The organism is Bdellovibrio bacteriovorus (genome assembly GCF_041888015.1).
Classification (GTDB): domain Bacteria; phylum Bdellovibrionota; class Bdellovibrionia; order Bdellovibrionales; family Bdellovibrionaceae; genus Bdellovibrio.
Genome location: NZ_CP168968.1, coordinates 104,181 through 118,715 on the forward strand (window position 1 = coordinate 104,181; position 14,535 = coordinate 118,715).

General features: G+C 48.9%; 18 protein-coding genes. 7 read left to right on the forward strand and 11 right to left on the reverse strand.

From position 1 onward, the window contains the following. Positions 1 to 3 precede the first annotated feature (3 nt). Genes ACES2G_RS00540 through ACES2G_RS00560 form a run of 5 tightly spaced genes read right to left on the reverse strand, consistent with a single transcriptional unit; the run spans position 4 to position 1,836 of the window. Positions 4 to 507 carry a hypothetical protein gene (locus tag ACES2G_RS00540; RefSeq protein WP_347357848.1) on the reverse strand — a complete coding sequence of 168 codons (504 nt, stop codon included), beginning with the start codon at positions 505 to 507 and terminating at the stop codon, positions 4 to 6. After that, a complete protein-coding gene (locus ACES2G_RS00545; protein WP_374000998.1) occupies positions 501 to 1,139 on the reverse strand; it encodes a hypothetical protein in 639 nt (212 codons plus the stop codon). Before ACES2G_RS00545 ends, ACES2G_RS00540 begins: the two co-directional genes overlap by 7 nt. 18 nt (positions 1,140 to 1,157) lie before the next feature. Next, the gene (locus ACES2G_RS00550; RefSeq protein ID WP_347357846.1) at positions 1,158 to 1,409 is read right to left on the reverse strand and encodes a hypothetical protein; all 252 of its coding nucleotides are present in this window, start codon (positions 1,407 to 1,409) and stop codon (positions 1,158 to 1,160) included. Positions 1,410 to 1,411: 2 nt separating this feature from the next. Beyond that, positions 1,412 to 1,600 carry a hypothetical protein gene (locus ACES2G_RS00555; protein ID WP_262554936.1) on the reverse strand — a complete coding sequence of 63 codons (189 nt, stop codon included), beginning with the start codon at positions 1,598 to 1,600 and terminating at the stop codon, positions 1,412 to 1,414. A 47-nt stretch (positions 1,601 to 1,647) separates the two neighbouring features. After that, positions 1,648 to 1,836, reverse strand: a complete 189-nt coding sequence (locus tag ACES2G_RS00560) for a Flp1 family type IVb pilin (protein ID WP_262554934.1) — start codon at positions 1,834 to 1,836, stop codon at positions 1,648 to 1,650. 126 nt (positions 1,837 to 1,962) lie between these two features. Between ACES2G_RS00560 and ACES2G_RS00565 the strand changes: the two genes are divergently transcribed. Together ACES2G_RS00565 and ACES2G_RS00570 are read left to right on the forward strand one after the other, a co-directional pair. Next, positions 1,963 to 2,373: a hypothetical protein gene (locus ACES2G_RS00565; protein ID WP_374000999.1), complete on the forward strand. Its 411-nt coding sequence runs from the start codon at positions 1,963 to 1,965 to the stop codon at positions 2,371 to 2,373. Continuing rightward, entirely contained in the window at positions 2,345 to 3,127 is a 783-nt protein-coding gene (locus ACES2G_RS00570; RefSeq protein WP_374001000.1) for a hypothetical protein, read from the forward strand. Before ACES2G_RS00565 ends, ACES2G_RS00570 begins: the two co-directional genes overlap by 29 nt. Positions 3,128 to 3,223: 96 nt before the next feature. On the opposite strand, the gene ACES2G_RS00575 is transcribed toward ACES2G_RS00570, so the two are convergent. The 5 genes from ACES2G_RS00575 to ACES2G_RS00595 are packed head-to-tail and all read right to left on the reverse strand — an operon-like array spanning position 3,224 to position 7,463. Next, positions 3,224 to 4,651, reverse strand: a complete 1,428-nt coding sequence (locus ACES2G_RS00575; RefSeq protein WP_374001001.1) for a hypothetical protein — start codon at positions 4,649 to 4,651, stop codon at positions 3,224 to 3,226. Positions 4,652 to 4,668: 17 nt separating this feature from the next. Further along, positions 4,669 to 5,187, reverse strand: coding sequence for a hypoxanthine phosphoribosyltransferase (gene hpt, locus ACES2G_RS00580; RefSeq protein WP_347357842.1), 519 nt, complete (start codon positions 5,185 to 5,187; stop codon positions 4,669 to 4,671). A gap of 11 nt (positions 5,188 to 5,198) precedes the next feature. Continuing rightward, a complete protein-coding gene (locus tag ACES2G_RS00585; RefSeq protein WP_011162737.1) occupies positions 5,199 to 5,921 on the reverse strand; it encodes a lipopolysaccharide assembly protein LapB in 723 nt (240 codons plus the stop codon). Then, a complete protein-coding gene (locus ACES2G_RS00590) occupies positions 5,921 to 6,658 on the reverse strand; it encodes an outer membrane protein assembly factor BamD (protein ID WP_347357841.1) in 738 nt (245 codons plus the stop codon). The genes ACES2G_RS00585 and ACES2G_RS00590 overlap by 1 nt, the downstream gene beginning before the upstream one ends. Positions 6,659 to 6,692: 34 nt before the next feature. Beyond that, complete coding sequence (locus ACES2G_RS00595) at positions 6,693 to 7,463, reverse strand: hypothetical protein (protein WP_374001918.1); 771 nt, start codon at positions 7,461 to 7,463, stop codon at positions 6,693 to 6,695. A 150-nt stretch (positions 7,464 to 7,613) separates the two neighbouring features. Between ACES2G_RS00595 and ACES2G_RS00600 the strand changes: the two genes are divergently transcribed. The 5 genes from ACES2G_RS00600 to mltG are packed head-to-tail and all read left to right on the forward strand — an operon-like array spanning position 7,614 to position 13,964. Next, complete coding sequence (locus tag ACES2G_RS00600; RefSeq protein ID WP_374001002.1) at positions 7,614 to 8,990, forward strand: aminotransferase class III-fold pyridoxal phosphate-dependent enzyme; 1,377 nt, start codon at positions 7,614 to 7,616, stop codon at positions 8,988 to 8,990. Further along, positions 8,991 to 10,337: a M20 family metallopeptidase gene (locus ACES2G_RS00605; protein ID WP_374001003.1), complete on the forward strand. Its 1,347-nt coding sequence runs from the start codon at positions 8,991 to 8,993 to the stop codon at positions 10,335 to 10,337. Continuing rightward, positions 10,334 to 11,362: an arginine N-succinyltransferase gene (locus ACES2G_RS00610; protein WP_347357837.1), complete on the forward strand. Its 1,029-nt coding sequence runs from the start codon at positions 10,334 to 10,336 to the stop codon at positions 11,360 to 11,362. Before ACES2G_RS00605 ends, ACES2G_RS00610 begins: the two co-directional genes overlap by 4 nt. A gap of 2 nt (positions 11,363 to 11,364) precedes the next feature. After that, positions 11,365 to 12,882: a succinylglutamate-semialdehyde dehydrogenase gene (locus ACES2G_RS00615; protein WP_347357836.1), complete on the forward strand. Its 1,518-nt coding sequence runs from the start codon at positions 11,365 to 11,367 to the stop codon at positions 12,880 to 12,882. After that, positions 12,882 to 13,964, forward strand: coding sequence for an endolytic transglycosylase MltG (mltG, locus tag ACES2G_RS00620; RefSeq protein WP_347357835.1), 1,083 nt, complete (start codon positions 12,882 to 12,884; stop codon positions 13,962 to 13,964). Before ACES2G_RS00615 ends, mltG begins: the two co-directional genes overlap by 1 nt. Here mltG and ACES2G_RS00625 read toward each other — a convergent pair. Beyond that, entirely contained in the window at positions 13,961 to 14,458 is a 498-nt protein-coding gene (locus tag ACES2G_RS00625; protein ID WP_347357834.1) for a hypothetical protein, read from the reverse strand. The genes mltG and ACES2G_RS00625 overlap by 4 nt on opposite strands. Between the last annotated feature and the right edge of the window lie 77 nt (positions 14,459 to 14,535).

Below are 14,535 nucleotides of genomic sequence, written 5' to 3' on the forward strand. Positions count from 1 at the left end.
CTCTTATGTGCCCGTGCATCCGGCGTTAAGGCAAATTCCGTAAGTTGTCTTGATCCATATAGGGTTCACTGCAACCCCTTCGTTTCTTGCCCCGGGAAGATTGCGCACCTTTTCGTGCTCAGCCTTGGTGTTCCCGGTGACTTCGGCCGCTCTTTTTTGGAAAGTGAAGAAGTCAATCAGACGGGCACTGGCAATCCAGTCCTGTCCTTTGGCGTTTTCTGACAAGGTTCCGTGAACACGCATGCCTATCTTGTTATAGGTGTACTTCAGCGTGTTAGGGTCGGAACTGATCGCACTGAGGTAATTCAGATTCGATCGATTGCGGAAAGTTTCAAAAGCATAGTTTCTGGAGGCGATGGAATTCAGAATCCCCGTGTGAATGGCGCCAAAGAATCCCAAAGAGAAATTCACCAGCAGGACAATAACAATGATAATAGGGATGAGCTCCAAAACAGCCATCCCTTCTTCATTCTTTAAAGAGGATTTACGTTTTTGCTTTTTCAGCATCCGTTGTCCTCCATCGGTATATAGTCACCGGTGTTATTTCCAAGTTCCTTGTACCTCGGGTCCAGATCCAGCAGCGCTGAGTAGCGCTTTTTAATCTGACCCTCCCAGCACTCTTGACGGCTGGGCTCACGAATCAGGAAGCCGGTGACTTTGGCCGAGAAACCGGAGTCATCTTCACTGGTGGAACCCAGGAAGGCGACCTTCAGACTTAGCAATTTAGGTTTGAAATCAAAGCGCACACCGACTTGGGGCACGCGGCCCTCTTCGCCCTTGTATTCATCAGCGAAGTTATTCCCGGTGCCACCACCGCGAATTTCAAGTTGTGGAGAAAGTTGGAACCAACCGCCGTCAGGTTTGTTGAAAAGAGGCTTAAGGACGGGATTGTTGATCAGGGCCAGATACTTGTCTTTGCCCATTTGTTCCTGTTTGGTTTGATCGACGTGAGCCGCAGCATGGGCTCGTGAGGCGGAAAAGGCGATATACTGTGCCACTTCAGCCATGGACAGAGTGAAGTTCAGTGCGAAAAAGACAATGCAAAGCCCCACCGAAATGACGATGGCAAAAATGAACTCAGCGGAAATCATCCCGCGTTCATTTCTTAAGGTTTTTGCAAAGCGTTTGGTTTCGCCCATTCTTTCCTCTTTGAACCTTTACTCTGGCTCTACCGTCAGAGAACGATTCAATTGGTTGGGATGTTTGCTTTTGGCTTTGTCCGGCGTGTCCCACACGCCACCTTCGATCATGCCGGAAACCTTCTGCCATGGGCCTGAGATCATTTTTGCAAGATACTTATTCTCTCGCAGTTGACCAGTGGCCCACACCAGCGCTCCCACCATGAAAGTCATCAGCAGGACGGATTCGATAAGAAACTGGCCCTTGTTGTTACCAAGAGTCTTTTTCATGATCATTCACCCACCCAGCCAATGTGATTGCCACCTTGAGGCTTAAACCCCGCTCCTGTCATGAGCTGTTGTTCCACGCGTGCTCCCAACCGAGGCCCTGATTCTTTGAAGGCCTTAGCCGGAACAGTCATGAACCCCTTCAGGATAAAGAAGAAGGTGGCAAATATTAAAAGCACATATTCAATAGTCATTGGGTCCCCCTTTTTTCCCAGCTAAAAAGCAGAGAGTTCAGGAGAACTTAGTCACCAGAGAAGCCTGTGATATCACTGGAAAGAGTCTGTAGCTTACTGTCCATCGCAGACTTGATCTGATTCTTAAACAGCATCACTAGCGCAACGACAACAACCAGCAAAAGAATGTATTCAGTCGCACCTTGACCGGATTCATTCTTAAATAGCTTCTTTGAAAAGTTCTTAAACTTCTTCATGGATATTCCTCCTTAGACAGAATATCGGATAATTTTGGGATTCTCTTTAGAGGACAGATTACAGAAGCTTATTTTGTCTTTGCCTCAAAGTGAGATTTTGCTCTCTGGACGGGCTGGGATCAGGGGTTGTCGAAAACTTTGACGAAATATCCGGCTTCCTTTTTCCATAATCCGGCCCAAGGTCAGGTGTTCTTCACTCGGGATTGGACTATCCTCGTATTTATGAACCGCTGGGTCCGGGTCTTATTGGCCGTCGAGATTGTCTATTTATTGGTCGCTGCACTGACACCTTTTTTGCCAGGCTGGAAGATGTTTTCGCGCTTTGAATATCCCGCGAAAATGCAGATTCTGCGCGACGACGGGGCCGAGGTGGATCTGCAAAAGGTTCTGCCACCACATATCTATTCCATGAGTCAGGGGCAGGCATTGAAGCTGGCAGCATTTGTGTGCCGCAAGTATCAGGATTCCCCCACGTGGACGCTGAAGTACGACGACAAGGAGTTCGTTCTTGAAAATCAGAACTGTCAGCAGCCTTAAAGATCCTTTCACATGGTTTTATCTGCTGTTGTCTGCGGCCTTGTTGGCACGTGTAACGGAAGATCTTTTCAACCATCGCTGGGAAATTCACACGGGTGCAATCTTTGATTACCGCCATGCGGGCTGGATTCCTCTTTATTCCACCAATGTCTTAAGCCTTGAGCTGGCACTTCTGATCGCCGGCGCATTTTTACTGCTGACCAGACAAAGACGGATGGGGGCTTTGTTGGCTTTCTGCGGACTGGGGATGGGACTGACCCAGATGTTCATGAACCAAAAAGTTCTGTTGCTGATTGTGTGTGGGGCTGTGGCAATTCGACCGCCGGAAAAGTCCCGGTCTTCCTGGCAGTTTCTAAGATGGCAGCTGATGCTGGTGTACCTGTTTTCCGCCGTGGCAAAGGCGTTCGAGGATTTTGGGAGTGGAAAAGTTCTGGAAAATCTGGGGCAAGCGGTCTCTGGGCCTTTGGGGGCGCTGGTTTCCGGGATGCAGGCAATTCCCGGCGGAGTATTGATTTTTTCAAGCCTCATCGTGGGTCTTCAAGTGCTGCTGCCGACGTTACTGCTCTATCGACCAAAGGCTGGAGTCCTGCTGGTGGCGGGGTTTCACATGGTTTTGGCTTTGTTTCTTCCGGATATTTGGGCGTTCTCTTTCGGAATGTTGGCTTTGGCAGCGCTTTTCCTGCCGCAAGACTTAGGTCAGAAATCTGAACCTTTGGTGGGGTCCAATATTGACGAAGGTCTTAAGACTGAATAGATTGGGCCTTAGGAGATCTCTCAGCATGCCTAAGCACCTTGTTTTTCTCTACGCATTTTGTGTAGTTGTTCTTTTTGTTGTGAACGTCGTCGTTTCCTAAGGCGCGATGCTTTCCGGACGGTATAAAAGAACGTAACTATTTTCCCACTGCTGTTCTGTAAAGCCGGCATTTTTAAGTCTGTCGATCAACGAAGCAGACCGCTGTTTTGAAAGCACCGAAAAAACCCCCGTTTTAATACTCAAAATCCCCGACAGATCTTCTTTCAGAAGGAAATCTTGATATTTCACCCAAGCTTCGGGCGTAAAGGGTGTCACGCGGCCATCAATCAATAAAGGATTGTCGGTGGCCATCAGTAAGAATCCCCCGACAGCAAAGTCATTGTACACCGGGCAGTGTACCGGACAGGTTTGATTGATTTTATCTGCAATTTTAAAAACGCTTTCCGGATCAAAAGGGGCCGCAATCCGTTCTGGAATCTGCATGGGTAAGTGAGCTTTCAAATAGGGTGTGCCCAGAACGGCCAGAACCAAAATCACGGCAAACGGTAAAAGTCCGTCTCCTTGGGGCGGATTGGATTTTGGTGGTGTTGATGTTGAGAGTTGCATCCAGCTTTTCACGAAAAGTGGCAACGCAATAAAAGCAAAGACACTTAAGCGCAGTCCCGCAAAAGGAAGTAACAACAACGGAGTGAAGGCGGACTGCCACAAGGATTTGTCTTTGGAGGTCGCCAGCCGCCAGCAGAAGAACCCCAGAACAGCCCAAAAGAGCACTGTCTGTGTGGGATAGTCCCAGGAAAAGGCGGATGCCCATTCTTCGATATGGTGGGCAGACGATGTGTTCTGAGTTTTTAGAACGTAGGGAATGATCTTCCAGCCATACGGATTGATCAGGCAGGCGGCCGCAGTAAGAACTGTTCCCGCGACATCACTTTTTTGCAGATCTTGTCGGCGTTGGAGCAGATACCAGGCGGTCAGCAATGGCAGAATCACAAAGCTGCCATGCACGTTGACCCAGACAATCTGTAAAAGCAGCAGTTTGATCCAGCTTTCACGCGTCAGGCTCTTTTGAGTTCGGATGTGTGAATCCAGAATCTCGTAGGCAATCAAGAAGGGAATCAGGGCCAGCAGGTTCGGTCGGAATGAAAAATAGATTCCGGCACCCAACCACATTAAATAAATCGGCAGACGATCCTGCACCCGCCACGGCCAGGAGCTGGTGAAAAGCGTCTTTCTGTAGATCAGCCAAAGCAGCACTAAAAGGCAAAGATGGTGAAAGTGAGCCACGGCCCAAATATTCCCCACCTTGTAGAGCCCGAAATAGATCAGGGAAGGAAGCCAGGAACTGGTGATGTTGTTGTCAGTGGGAAGAAGACTGAAGTTGTCTTGATAAAGAAAGTGCCAGTCGCTCCACAGATGTTTTCCGTAACCGATCCACAGCCCCGCTTCGCTCGCAATCCAAGGGGTTACGAGCATAAAGGTCAGGGGGATCAGATAGAAAATCCATCTATGGAATCTGTCTTGCACACCGGGTCCGGGGGCAATTAGTTTTTCAGGGCGTAGATATCAGGATAGTTTCTGCCAAGCTCTTCAGAGTCCATGCCGTAACCAACGACATAGCGATCTTCAATTGTTTTACCGATGTAGTCGGCCTTGATAGGCAACTCACGGCGAGCGGGCTTATCCAGCAAAGTCACGATCTTCAAGGATGCAGGAGCTGAAGCAAACAGGCGGCTTCTGAGGAAGCTCAAAGTGCGACCTGTGTCGATGATTTCTTCAACTATAAGCACATGTTTGCCGGCGATATTCACAGAGATATCTTTGACGATTTTGATCGCGCCACCGCGCTCAACCGCTTGCACGTGTACGAAATCCACCTGTTGAGGAAGATCCACTTTGCGCATCAGATCCGCTGTGAAGTGGATGGAGCCGCGCAGGGGGCAGATGAACACAATGTCTTTTCCTTCATAGTCCGCTTCGATTTGTTCTGCCAGGTTGGAAACAAGTTCAGAAATCTCTTCGCTTGTCAGGAATGGAACCATTTGATCTTTAAGTTGTGCCATGTTGTGTGCCTCTACAAATCGATGGAAGTTATGCCAGCAGCTTGAGCCATTTTCAAATAGCGCAAAGCCTCGGGATGTTGTGGGTCCCGAATGAGAATATTCTCCCACTGTTCGGTCGCTTCAGCAATATTGTTTGAATTGTAGTAGATCGCCCCAAGCTTTAGGCGAGCTGGAATAAGGTGTGGGTACTCACGGATCAGGGACTTTAAATCCTTGATCGCACGGTCACCCTGGCCCAGTTGTACGTGAACTTCAGCAATGCGCATGGTGATTTCCGCTTTTCTGCTGGAAAGCTTCTGTGCTTTAAGAAGTTGTTCAAGGGCTTCATTGTAGCGTTTGTATTGGTAGTACAGATCCGCCAGCTCTTCGTGTTTGGAAGCGATCTTTTCGTCAACGAATGGATCTTGTTTGCCGGATTTCTTTTCCAACTGGGATTGAGCATCCAGGAACACCTGTTTGCCTTCATCGTATTTACCCAGATCATTCAGAATGATGGACAGGCCCACACTGGCATCGGTGTACGTTGGGTCGATTTCCAAAGCACGGCGGAAAGTTTTGATCGCCTTGCTGAACTGGCCTTTGTCGTAAAAGATCGTCGCCAGCATCTGATAAACTTCCGGATTGCGGGTGTTTTGCAGAAGCATTTGGTTCAGAATCGGCTCTGCCATCTTATAATTGCCGTTGATAAAGTATCCACGGGCTTCAGACAGCATGTCGTCATGAAGAGCGTTCATTACTCAAGCTCCTTTTCAGCGGCTTTCAGTTCGCGAGTTCCAGGGAAGTCACGAGCCAGAATCTCTTCGTACTTCTTTGCTTTCGCCGTATCGCCAATTCTGTGAGCGGCAATGCTGGCGCGGGAAAGAGCTTTGGCATCAAAACCCAATCCGCGGAAGTTGTTGTAAAGGCCTTCATAGCGACCCAAGGCGCTGTCGAAGATTTTACGTTTGAAGTAGAAGTCGGCGATGTATTCTTCTTTTTCCGCCAGCATCTTGATCGCAGCCGTACGTTTTTCTTTGGCTTCGGTTGCGTATTCAGAGTTTGGATATTTCTTAATCAAATCAGACAGATTTAGAATCGTGTCATTGGCCAAAGATAAGTCACGGTCAATCGAGGAAGGCAGCTGATTGTAGTAGCTCATCCCGATGCGGAACTGAACATAGTCCGAGTTCGGAACTGTCGGGTGAAGCTCTTTGAACATCTGGTAAGAGACTTGCGCTTCCGCGTAGGATTCTTGCTTGTAGTAAACATCCGCGATCGCAAGTTCGGCCTTGGTGGCGAAGTTGCTGTAGGGGAATTTGTTTTTTACTTCCGTATAACGGCGGATAGCTTCTTCAAAACGCTCAGACTTGTCGTACTCTTCCGCAATGGCGAAAGCCCCCTCCGGCGTGTTGGAGTTCTTTTCAGTGGAGGCACAGGAAACAAGAGTTCCCACGGCCGCGAGAATAACTATGACTCGGAGCGTTTTCAACATAGAGGTAAATCATATTTTGACCAAGGTCCAGCTGTCAACGCGTCAAAAGCAGTGAGGATTTTTTAATCCACCCGGTAAGAGAACCTGGGTAAGTCACCTGCACCCAATCCCCTTGAATGGTGTGCGCAATGACTTCCATTCCGCCAAATAGATCCAGAATGGCGACCTGATTTTCGCCCGGAGCGGTCTGTAATGCGATTTTCTCTTCGATGATCGTGCCGCGCAGGATGGAAGAATCATAAATTTTCAAAGTCAGAAGCCCTGTAAATATCACAAAGCCCACGGTCAAAAGGGCTGCAATCGTCGGAAATCCAGGCAGGGCTTTTTCCTCTAGCAAGGCGCGGCGACGACGTCCGGTGTAGGACAGAAGCAGCCAGCCTGCAGCAAAGAAAAGCAGAGTAGAAAGAACAAGATAGGCCGTTAGTGGAACCGGTTGCAGCAGGTTCAAGCGCAGGGTTTCATAGGTTTCGATTTGGCGAGGAACTTCACGAACTTGCATCTGTGACAGAACAAACTTAAGTCCAGCAACAGCGGTGGGGAGTTCTGGTTCTGTCTGCAAAGCTTTACGCAAAAGGCCGACGGACAGAGGCTTGTGATCCAGTTGGAATTCGGTCAAAGCCAGATTCGTCAGAATTGTCGCATTGTGTGGGTCTTGCGCAAGAGCTTTTGTGAAACTTTCCTGTGCCTTTGTGTAGTCTTTGGCGACGTAAAGTTGAGTTCCCTGCTTAAAAAAGTCTGCGGAGCTTTCAGATTGCGCCGCGCCCAGAGAGGGCAAAATCAGAAAAAGAAAGAACACAGAAAGCATTTTTAAGTTCGACATAGCTTTCAAAGTTTACAGATAAAAGTCTCTTCATGTCTAGGGCGTGGCTTGTCTTAGTCCTGACCCGGGAGTAAACTAGACGGGCATTTCAAAAAAACAATGGGTCCGGCTCATCTTGGACCCGCGAAAGGTATTATGAGTTCTCTTGTAGGTCATCAGATACAGCAATCCGATAAAATCAAATCCATGATTCAGGATCTTGTTGGCGAAGTTGGGAAACTGAACGCACAGATCACTGGTATTCGCGCGCCTCAGGATGAGTTTAAGGATTCTGGAAAACAAAAAGTAGATCTGGCTGGTCAATTCCGCGGACGCCCTTTGCATTACCCATACATGGGCACGGGTGCCGGTCGCGGCCCTTATGTTGAGCTTGAAGACGGCAGCGTCAAATTGGATTTGATCAACGGTATCGGCATTCACTTGATGGGACATTCTCACCCACGTGTGATCACGGCTGCTGTTCGTGGATCTTTGGCTGACATTCTGACTCAAGGGAACTTGCAACCAAATAACGAGTACCGCCTGTTTACGGAAAAAATCGTGAAACTGGCAAGCAAGAAAAGTCGCTTGAAGTACGCGTGGATTGCAACTTGCGGTACAATGGCCAATGAAAATGCGCTGAAACTTTCCCGTCAAAAAAATTCTCCAGCACGTTTTGTGATGGGCTTTAAGGATGCATTTGCCGGTCGTTCGACAATGATGGCAGAAGTGACGGACAACCCGGCTTACAAGCAGGGTCTGCCAGAGTATCACGAAGTTCTGCGCGTGCCGTTCTATGATAAGCGTGATCCAAAATCCGGCGAAAAAGCTTTGAACGTGATGAAAGAACACGTGGCAAAACACGAAGGCAACATTTCTGTCTTTGGTTTTGAGCCGATGCTGGGTGAGGGTGGTTATCAGGCGGCGCCTCGTGACTTCTTCATTCCACTTTTGGATTTCTGTAAATCCAAAAACATCGCGATCTGGGCGGATGAAGTTCAGACATTCACGCGCACGGGTGAATACTTTGCTTTTGAAACTTTGGACATCGGCCAGTACATCGACATCTGCACCATCGCAAAAACGGCGCAAGTGGGTGCGACTCTTTACACGGAAGACTACAATCCAAAACCAGGTTTGATTGCAGGTACTTTCTCTGGCTCCACTCCGTCTTTGAGCGCGGGCATGGAAATGCTGGATATGCTGGGTGAAGGCTTCCTGGGGCCTCAGGGTCGCATCAATCAAATTCACAGACGCTTTATTGATGGCATCAATCGCCTGAATGAAACATCCTGCAAAGGCATCGCACAAGATGCTGGTGGTATGGGGCTGATGATTGCGTTTACTCCGCATGATGGGAAAAAGGAAAGCGCGAATGCGTTCCTGAACAAACTTTTCCAAAACGGAGTGATTGCATTCCCTTGCGGTAAAGATCCCGTGCGCGCGCGCTTCCTGGTGCCGGCGATCATCGAAGATGCTGATATCGACATCGCATTAAAAGCGATCGAAAAAACTTTGCTTGAAGGAGTCTAGTTGGACTTCATCGAAGCCTGCCGTCAGCTGATCGCAATAGACAGTACGCCCACTCATGGCAATCGAGAGTTGTCAAAGTGGGTGGCCGCTTTCTGTCGTCAGCGCGGGTTGCATGTGGAAGAGCAGGAAGAAGTCGTTGGGGATCTGGAGCAGGCCAATGTGATTGCGCGTCCTTCAGTTGAAAGACCCAGCGGTGAGTTCTTGCTGCAAACTCATTTGGATACTGTGGATCCGGGGCCGTTCTCATTGTGGACGGATACGGGGGCAAATCCATTTGATGCTCATATCATTGATGGAAAAATCTATGGTTTGGGCGCTGCCGATGTGAAGCTGGATTTTCTGTGCAAGCTAGAGGCTTTGGCTTCATTTGGCAGAAATCGTACTTGGCGCCTGCCGCCGGTTCTGGTCGGAACTTTTGGTGAAGAATCCGGAATGCAGGGTGCGCTGAAGTTGATTCGCAAAAACAAGATATCTGCGAAGATGGCCTTGATTGGTGAGCCCAGCGATCTGCGGGTGATCAACGCGGCCAAGGGTTTTGCCAGTGTGGAAATCCATGTGCCTTTCTCGGATGAAGAAATGCGCTATCGCGAGGAACACAACTTGCGCGAAAGTACTTCGACGCAGTCAAAAATTTTCCGTGGTAAGGCGGCTCACTCTTCGATGCCTCATCTGGGGGAAAGTGCCATTGCCAAGATGTTTGAATATCTGATGATGTTGCCGGATTCGGTGAATGTCATGGAAATGGACGGGGGAATCAACTTCAACACGGTTCCAAGTCATGCCTTCCTGGAAATAGACATGGTGACGCCGATCTTGGAGCCCATTTCGCGCAAGATTGCCAACATCTACCGGGCCGTCAAGGCGCTGGAGCTGGAGTTTTTGGACTACAAGGATGATGATTTCTATCCAAGTACTCCGACTTTGAACATCGGTCTGATTCGCACCAACGAAACGGACATTCAGATTTCTGGAACATGCCGTATTCCACCGGTGATTACGCACGAAATCTATGAAGGCTGGATGAATCGCCTGCGTGAGGTGTGTGAAGCCAACGGGGCGACCTTCCGTGTGAATGATTATAAAAAGCCTTTCCGTACTGAAGTGAACTCCATCTTGGCAAAAGGCTGCCTGGATGAGCTGCGCGACATGGGGCTGGATGACAAACCTATCACTCAGGCTTCGACGAATGAAGCCAGCATCTTTACTCGAGTGGGGATTGAGTGCATCTGTTTTGGTCCGGGCCGACGGGAAGGAAATGTGCACACACCTCAAGAGCATGTCGCGATTGAGGATCTGCATAAGGCTATTGAATTTTACAAACGAGTCATCGAAAGGTTCTGTCTATGAGTTTTATAGTGCGACCGGTACGACACGATGATTTGAGTCAACTGGTGGACCTGGCAAAGCAGTTCAATCTTTTGAACCTGCCGGGTGATAAGAAAGTAATTGGTGAAAAGATTGATCGCAGCGAGCAGTCTTTCGCCGGCAAGTTGACCAAAACACAGTCCGAGTATCTGTTTGTTCTGGAAGACGTGGAAGAAAAGCTGGTTGTTGGAAGCTCTTTGGTTCTGGCAAAGCACGGGAACGACGAAGTTCCTCATAGCTATTTCAAAATTTTTAAACGTGATCATTTTTCCCAGGATTTGGGAGTGGGCTTTATTCATCAAGTTTTGCGCTTTCAGCTGGATTTCGACGGTCCAACAGAAATCGGAGGACTTCTTGTTGATAAGACCTATCGCCGTCGTCCGGAAAAGCTGGGTAAACAAATCAGCCTGGCGCGTTTCCTGTACATGGGACTTTATCCGGAACGTTTTGAGGATCGAGTTCTCTGCGAGCTGACGCCACCTCTGACAGATGAAGGGCGCAGTGAATTCTGGGAGGCTTTGGGTCGCCGATTCACCGGCCTTCCTTACCAGGAAGCAGACCTTTTGAGTCAGTCGCACAAAGAGTTTATCGAAAGCCTGTTCCCACAGGATGATATTTATCTGTGCCTTTTGGATGCCAAAGCCCGTCTGGTGTTGGGCCGCGTGGGTGAAGCCACGAAACCGGCTCAGCATCTTTTGGAAAGCATCGGCTTTAGCTATCTTGATGAGGTGGATCCTTTTGATGGCGGTCCTCACTATGGCGCAAATGTGTCGCAGATATTGCCGATCACGCAAGGTCGTCGTCTGAAGGTCGCAGAATTTAAAGATGCGGCTTATAAAGAGCAGGGCTTGGTTGCAACAACCAGCGAAGACTTCCGCGCTTCGTTGGCATCAGCGGATATTCGTGGCCACGAAGTGGCTTTGGCTCCGAAAGTACGTCAGCTTCTGAGTGTGGAGCTGGGTGAAGAAGTTTATATGTCTCCGTTTAATTACAATAGAGGAAAATAGAAATGAGCACCACCATCTTTCCAATCAATTACAAAGGTGACTTTATCAACGGACGCTTTGTTCCGGTAACCAAGGGCGATGGGGAATTCAAAGACATCAGTCCGGCGGATTTGAATGACACTGTAATGACAGTGCAGTTTAAGCACGATCATGTCGACGAGGCCTGTGTGGCTGCGAAGAAAGCTTACATGCCTTGGTCCCTGTTGACGGTGGACGAGCGTCGCAGCTATCTGCTTCGTCTTAAAGAAATGTATGACACCCATGCCGAACAGATGGCACAAATCATTTCCCGCGACACAGGAAAGCCCACTTGGGAGGCTTTGACTGAAGCCAAGGCGTTGGGTGCTAAAATCGACATTACGCTGAATCAGTCCCTGAACCTGGTGGCCGAAGAGCGCATTCCCAATGCTCTTCCGCAGGTAGAAGGTGTGATTCGTTATCGTTCTCGCGGTGTGATGGCGGTTGTAGGTCCTTTCAACTTCCCGGCGCACTTGCCAAATGGTCATATCATCCCGGCGCTGATTGCGGGGAATACGATTGTGTTCAAGCCATCTGAACAAACCCCGGCCGTGGGTCAGTTCATGGCCGAAATGTTTGAAAAAGCTCAGTTCCCACCAGGTGTTTTCAATCTGGTTCAGGGTGATGGCGCTGCGGGCGGCCGTTTGGTGGCAAGTGAGCATGTGGATGGTGTTCTATTCACCGGTTCTTATGAAGTGGGTTTGAAAATCAAACAAGAGACTTTGACTCACTACTGGAAAATTCTGGCTTTGGAAATGGGTGGTAAGAACGCCACTGTCGTTTGGGATGATGCGGATATGGATAAGGCGATCTATGAAAGCCTTGTGGGTTCGTACATGACAGCCGGCCAGCGCTGCTCTTGCACCAGCCGTATTATTTTGCACCCAAAAATCGCTGATGAATTTACGGAAAGATTCTATCAGGCTGCAAAAAAACTGACGATTGGTCATTGGACAGAAAACATGTTCATGGGCCCATTGATCAATGCGGCCGCTGTGGAAAAATACATCCGCTTCCAGGAAATCGCCAACCGCGAAAACTGTGAAAGCCTGATGCGCGGTAAAGCACTAGATCTGAAGCATAAGGGTTACTATGTGACCCCGTCGATTCACCTGGTGAACAAGTTTGATCCAAATAGCGTGTATCAAAAAAGTGAAATCTTTGGCCCGAACGTGGCAATCTATCAAAGTGATAACTTTGATGAGACCATGAACATCGTGAATTCATCGGGCTATGGCCTGGTGATGGCGCTGTTCTCTAAAAACAAAGAGCTTTATGAGCAAGCTTTGCACAAAGCGCGCGTGGGTCTTTTGAACTGGAATCGCACGACCAATGGCTCCAGCTCTCGCTTGCCGTTTGGTGGTATGGGTAAATCCGGCAATGATCGTCCGTCAGCACATTTTGCAATCCAGTATTGCACAGTGCCTGTGGCGAGCCTTGAGGATGCAACTCCATTTGATCCGACAAAAATCTTGCCGGGCATGAACTTGGATATGAAGTAATGAAAAAGACGATTTTGGTTTTGGTTCTGGCGGTGGTGATTCTGCTGGCCTCTGTTGGTGGTGGCGTGGCGTTTTTGGCCTATGAGTTTTCGCGCTCCCGTCCCAGCGAAACGGCAATGGATGTGGTTTACGAAGTCACGCCCGGTAAAGGTTTTGCCACAATTGCCAAAGAGCTGGAGGAAAAAGGTCTTGTCAAAAATGCGACCTTCTTCAACCTGTATGCCCGCTTTAAGGGCGAGCGTTCTAAAATCAAAGTCGGCGAGTATCTGCTTCGCACCAACATGGTTCCGTCTGAAGTTCTGGAGGCCATCACATCAGGTAAAAGTATTGCTCGCAGTTTCACCGTCAGCGAAGGCTTGAGCACCTATGAGATCGCGGACCTGTATGAAAAGCAGGGCTTTGGCACGTCAGCGGACTTCATGCGCCTGACTCGTGATCCTCAGTTGATTCAGTCTTTATTGGGAGAAAAGGTGGACAGTCTGGAAGGTTATCTGTTCCCGGAAACCTATATGCTGACCAAGTACACGGACACCAAGGCTTTGATCTCAAACATGGTGAAAAGATTCCTGTATGTGTACAACGAAGTTCTTCCGCAGGCGGAAGTGAAGTTCTTAACCCGCCATCAGGTTGTGACTTTGGCCAGTATCATTGAAAAAGAAACGGGTGCTCCGGAAGAGCGTCCGCTGATTTCTTCAGTCTTCCACAATCGCATGACTAAGAAAATGCGATTGCAGACAGACCCAACGGTTATTTACGGAAAAGCTGAAAAGCTGGGTAGGATTGTTATCAATATCACGCGCGAAGATCTTTTGACGCCGACTCGTTATAATACCTACGTGATTCCGGGTTTGCCGCCGGGGCCGATCGCCAATCCAGGCCGGGAAGCGTTGCTCGCGGCCGTGAAGCCTCAGGAAAGCCAGTATTTGTTCTTTGTCAGTCAGAATGATGGGACGCATGTGTTCTCTGAAGACTACAAAGGTCATCAAAGAGCGGTTCAGAAGTTCCAATTGGACCGCAAAGCCCGTGAAGGCAAGTCATGGCGTGACCTGCAAAAGCGTCCGCCGACTCCGGATAAAAACTAAGGTTCAAAATTCGCTGGAGCAGAAACTCGATCGAAAGTGCGGGTTTCTGGGTTGAAGCGGAAGATATTCAAGCGAGGCACCATCTGTTCATCATAGGTTGGTGCCACAATTTCCAAAGTTCCGTCCTTATCGACATCGGTCAAAGCCAGATTCGTGGCATTTCCCTGAACCAAAACAAAGCCATCGCGGGTTTCATAAAGCGGAAGCTTGCCTAAAAGGGTCAGTCCGCCTTGTTCTTCGGATTGATAGACTTCCAGAGAAAGTGCGCTGCCACTTTGAATTTTTAGAATAACAACTTTAGGTCCATCCTTACCCAGGGTGCCATCGACTTTGGCCACAATCTTGCGATTGGTACTGATAAAGGCATCCTTCACCTTACTGCGCAGAGAAGGGACGACGGCCACCACGGTCAGTGCCATGGCAATCAGGGCCAGGGCTCCCATAAGCAGGATTTCTTTTTTCTTAAATGCAGAATCAGAGGCCATCGAAGTCATAAAAAAAGTCTGCCATAAAAGTCGTTGAATGAAAAACCCTAACCGCATTAGGATATTCCCTGGCCCAAGGGCCAAGG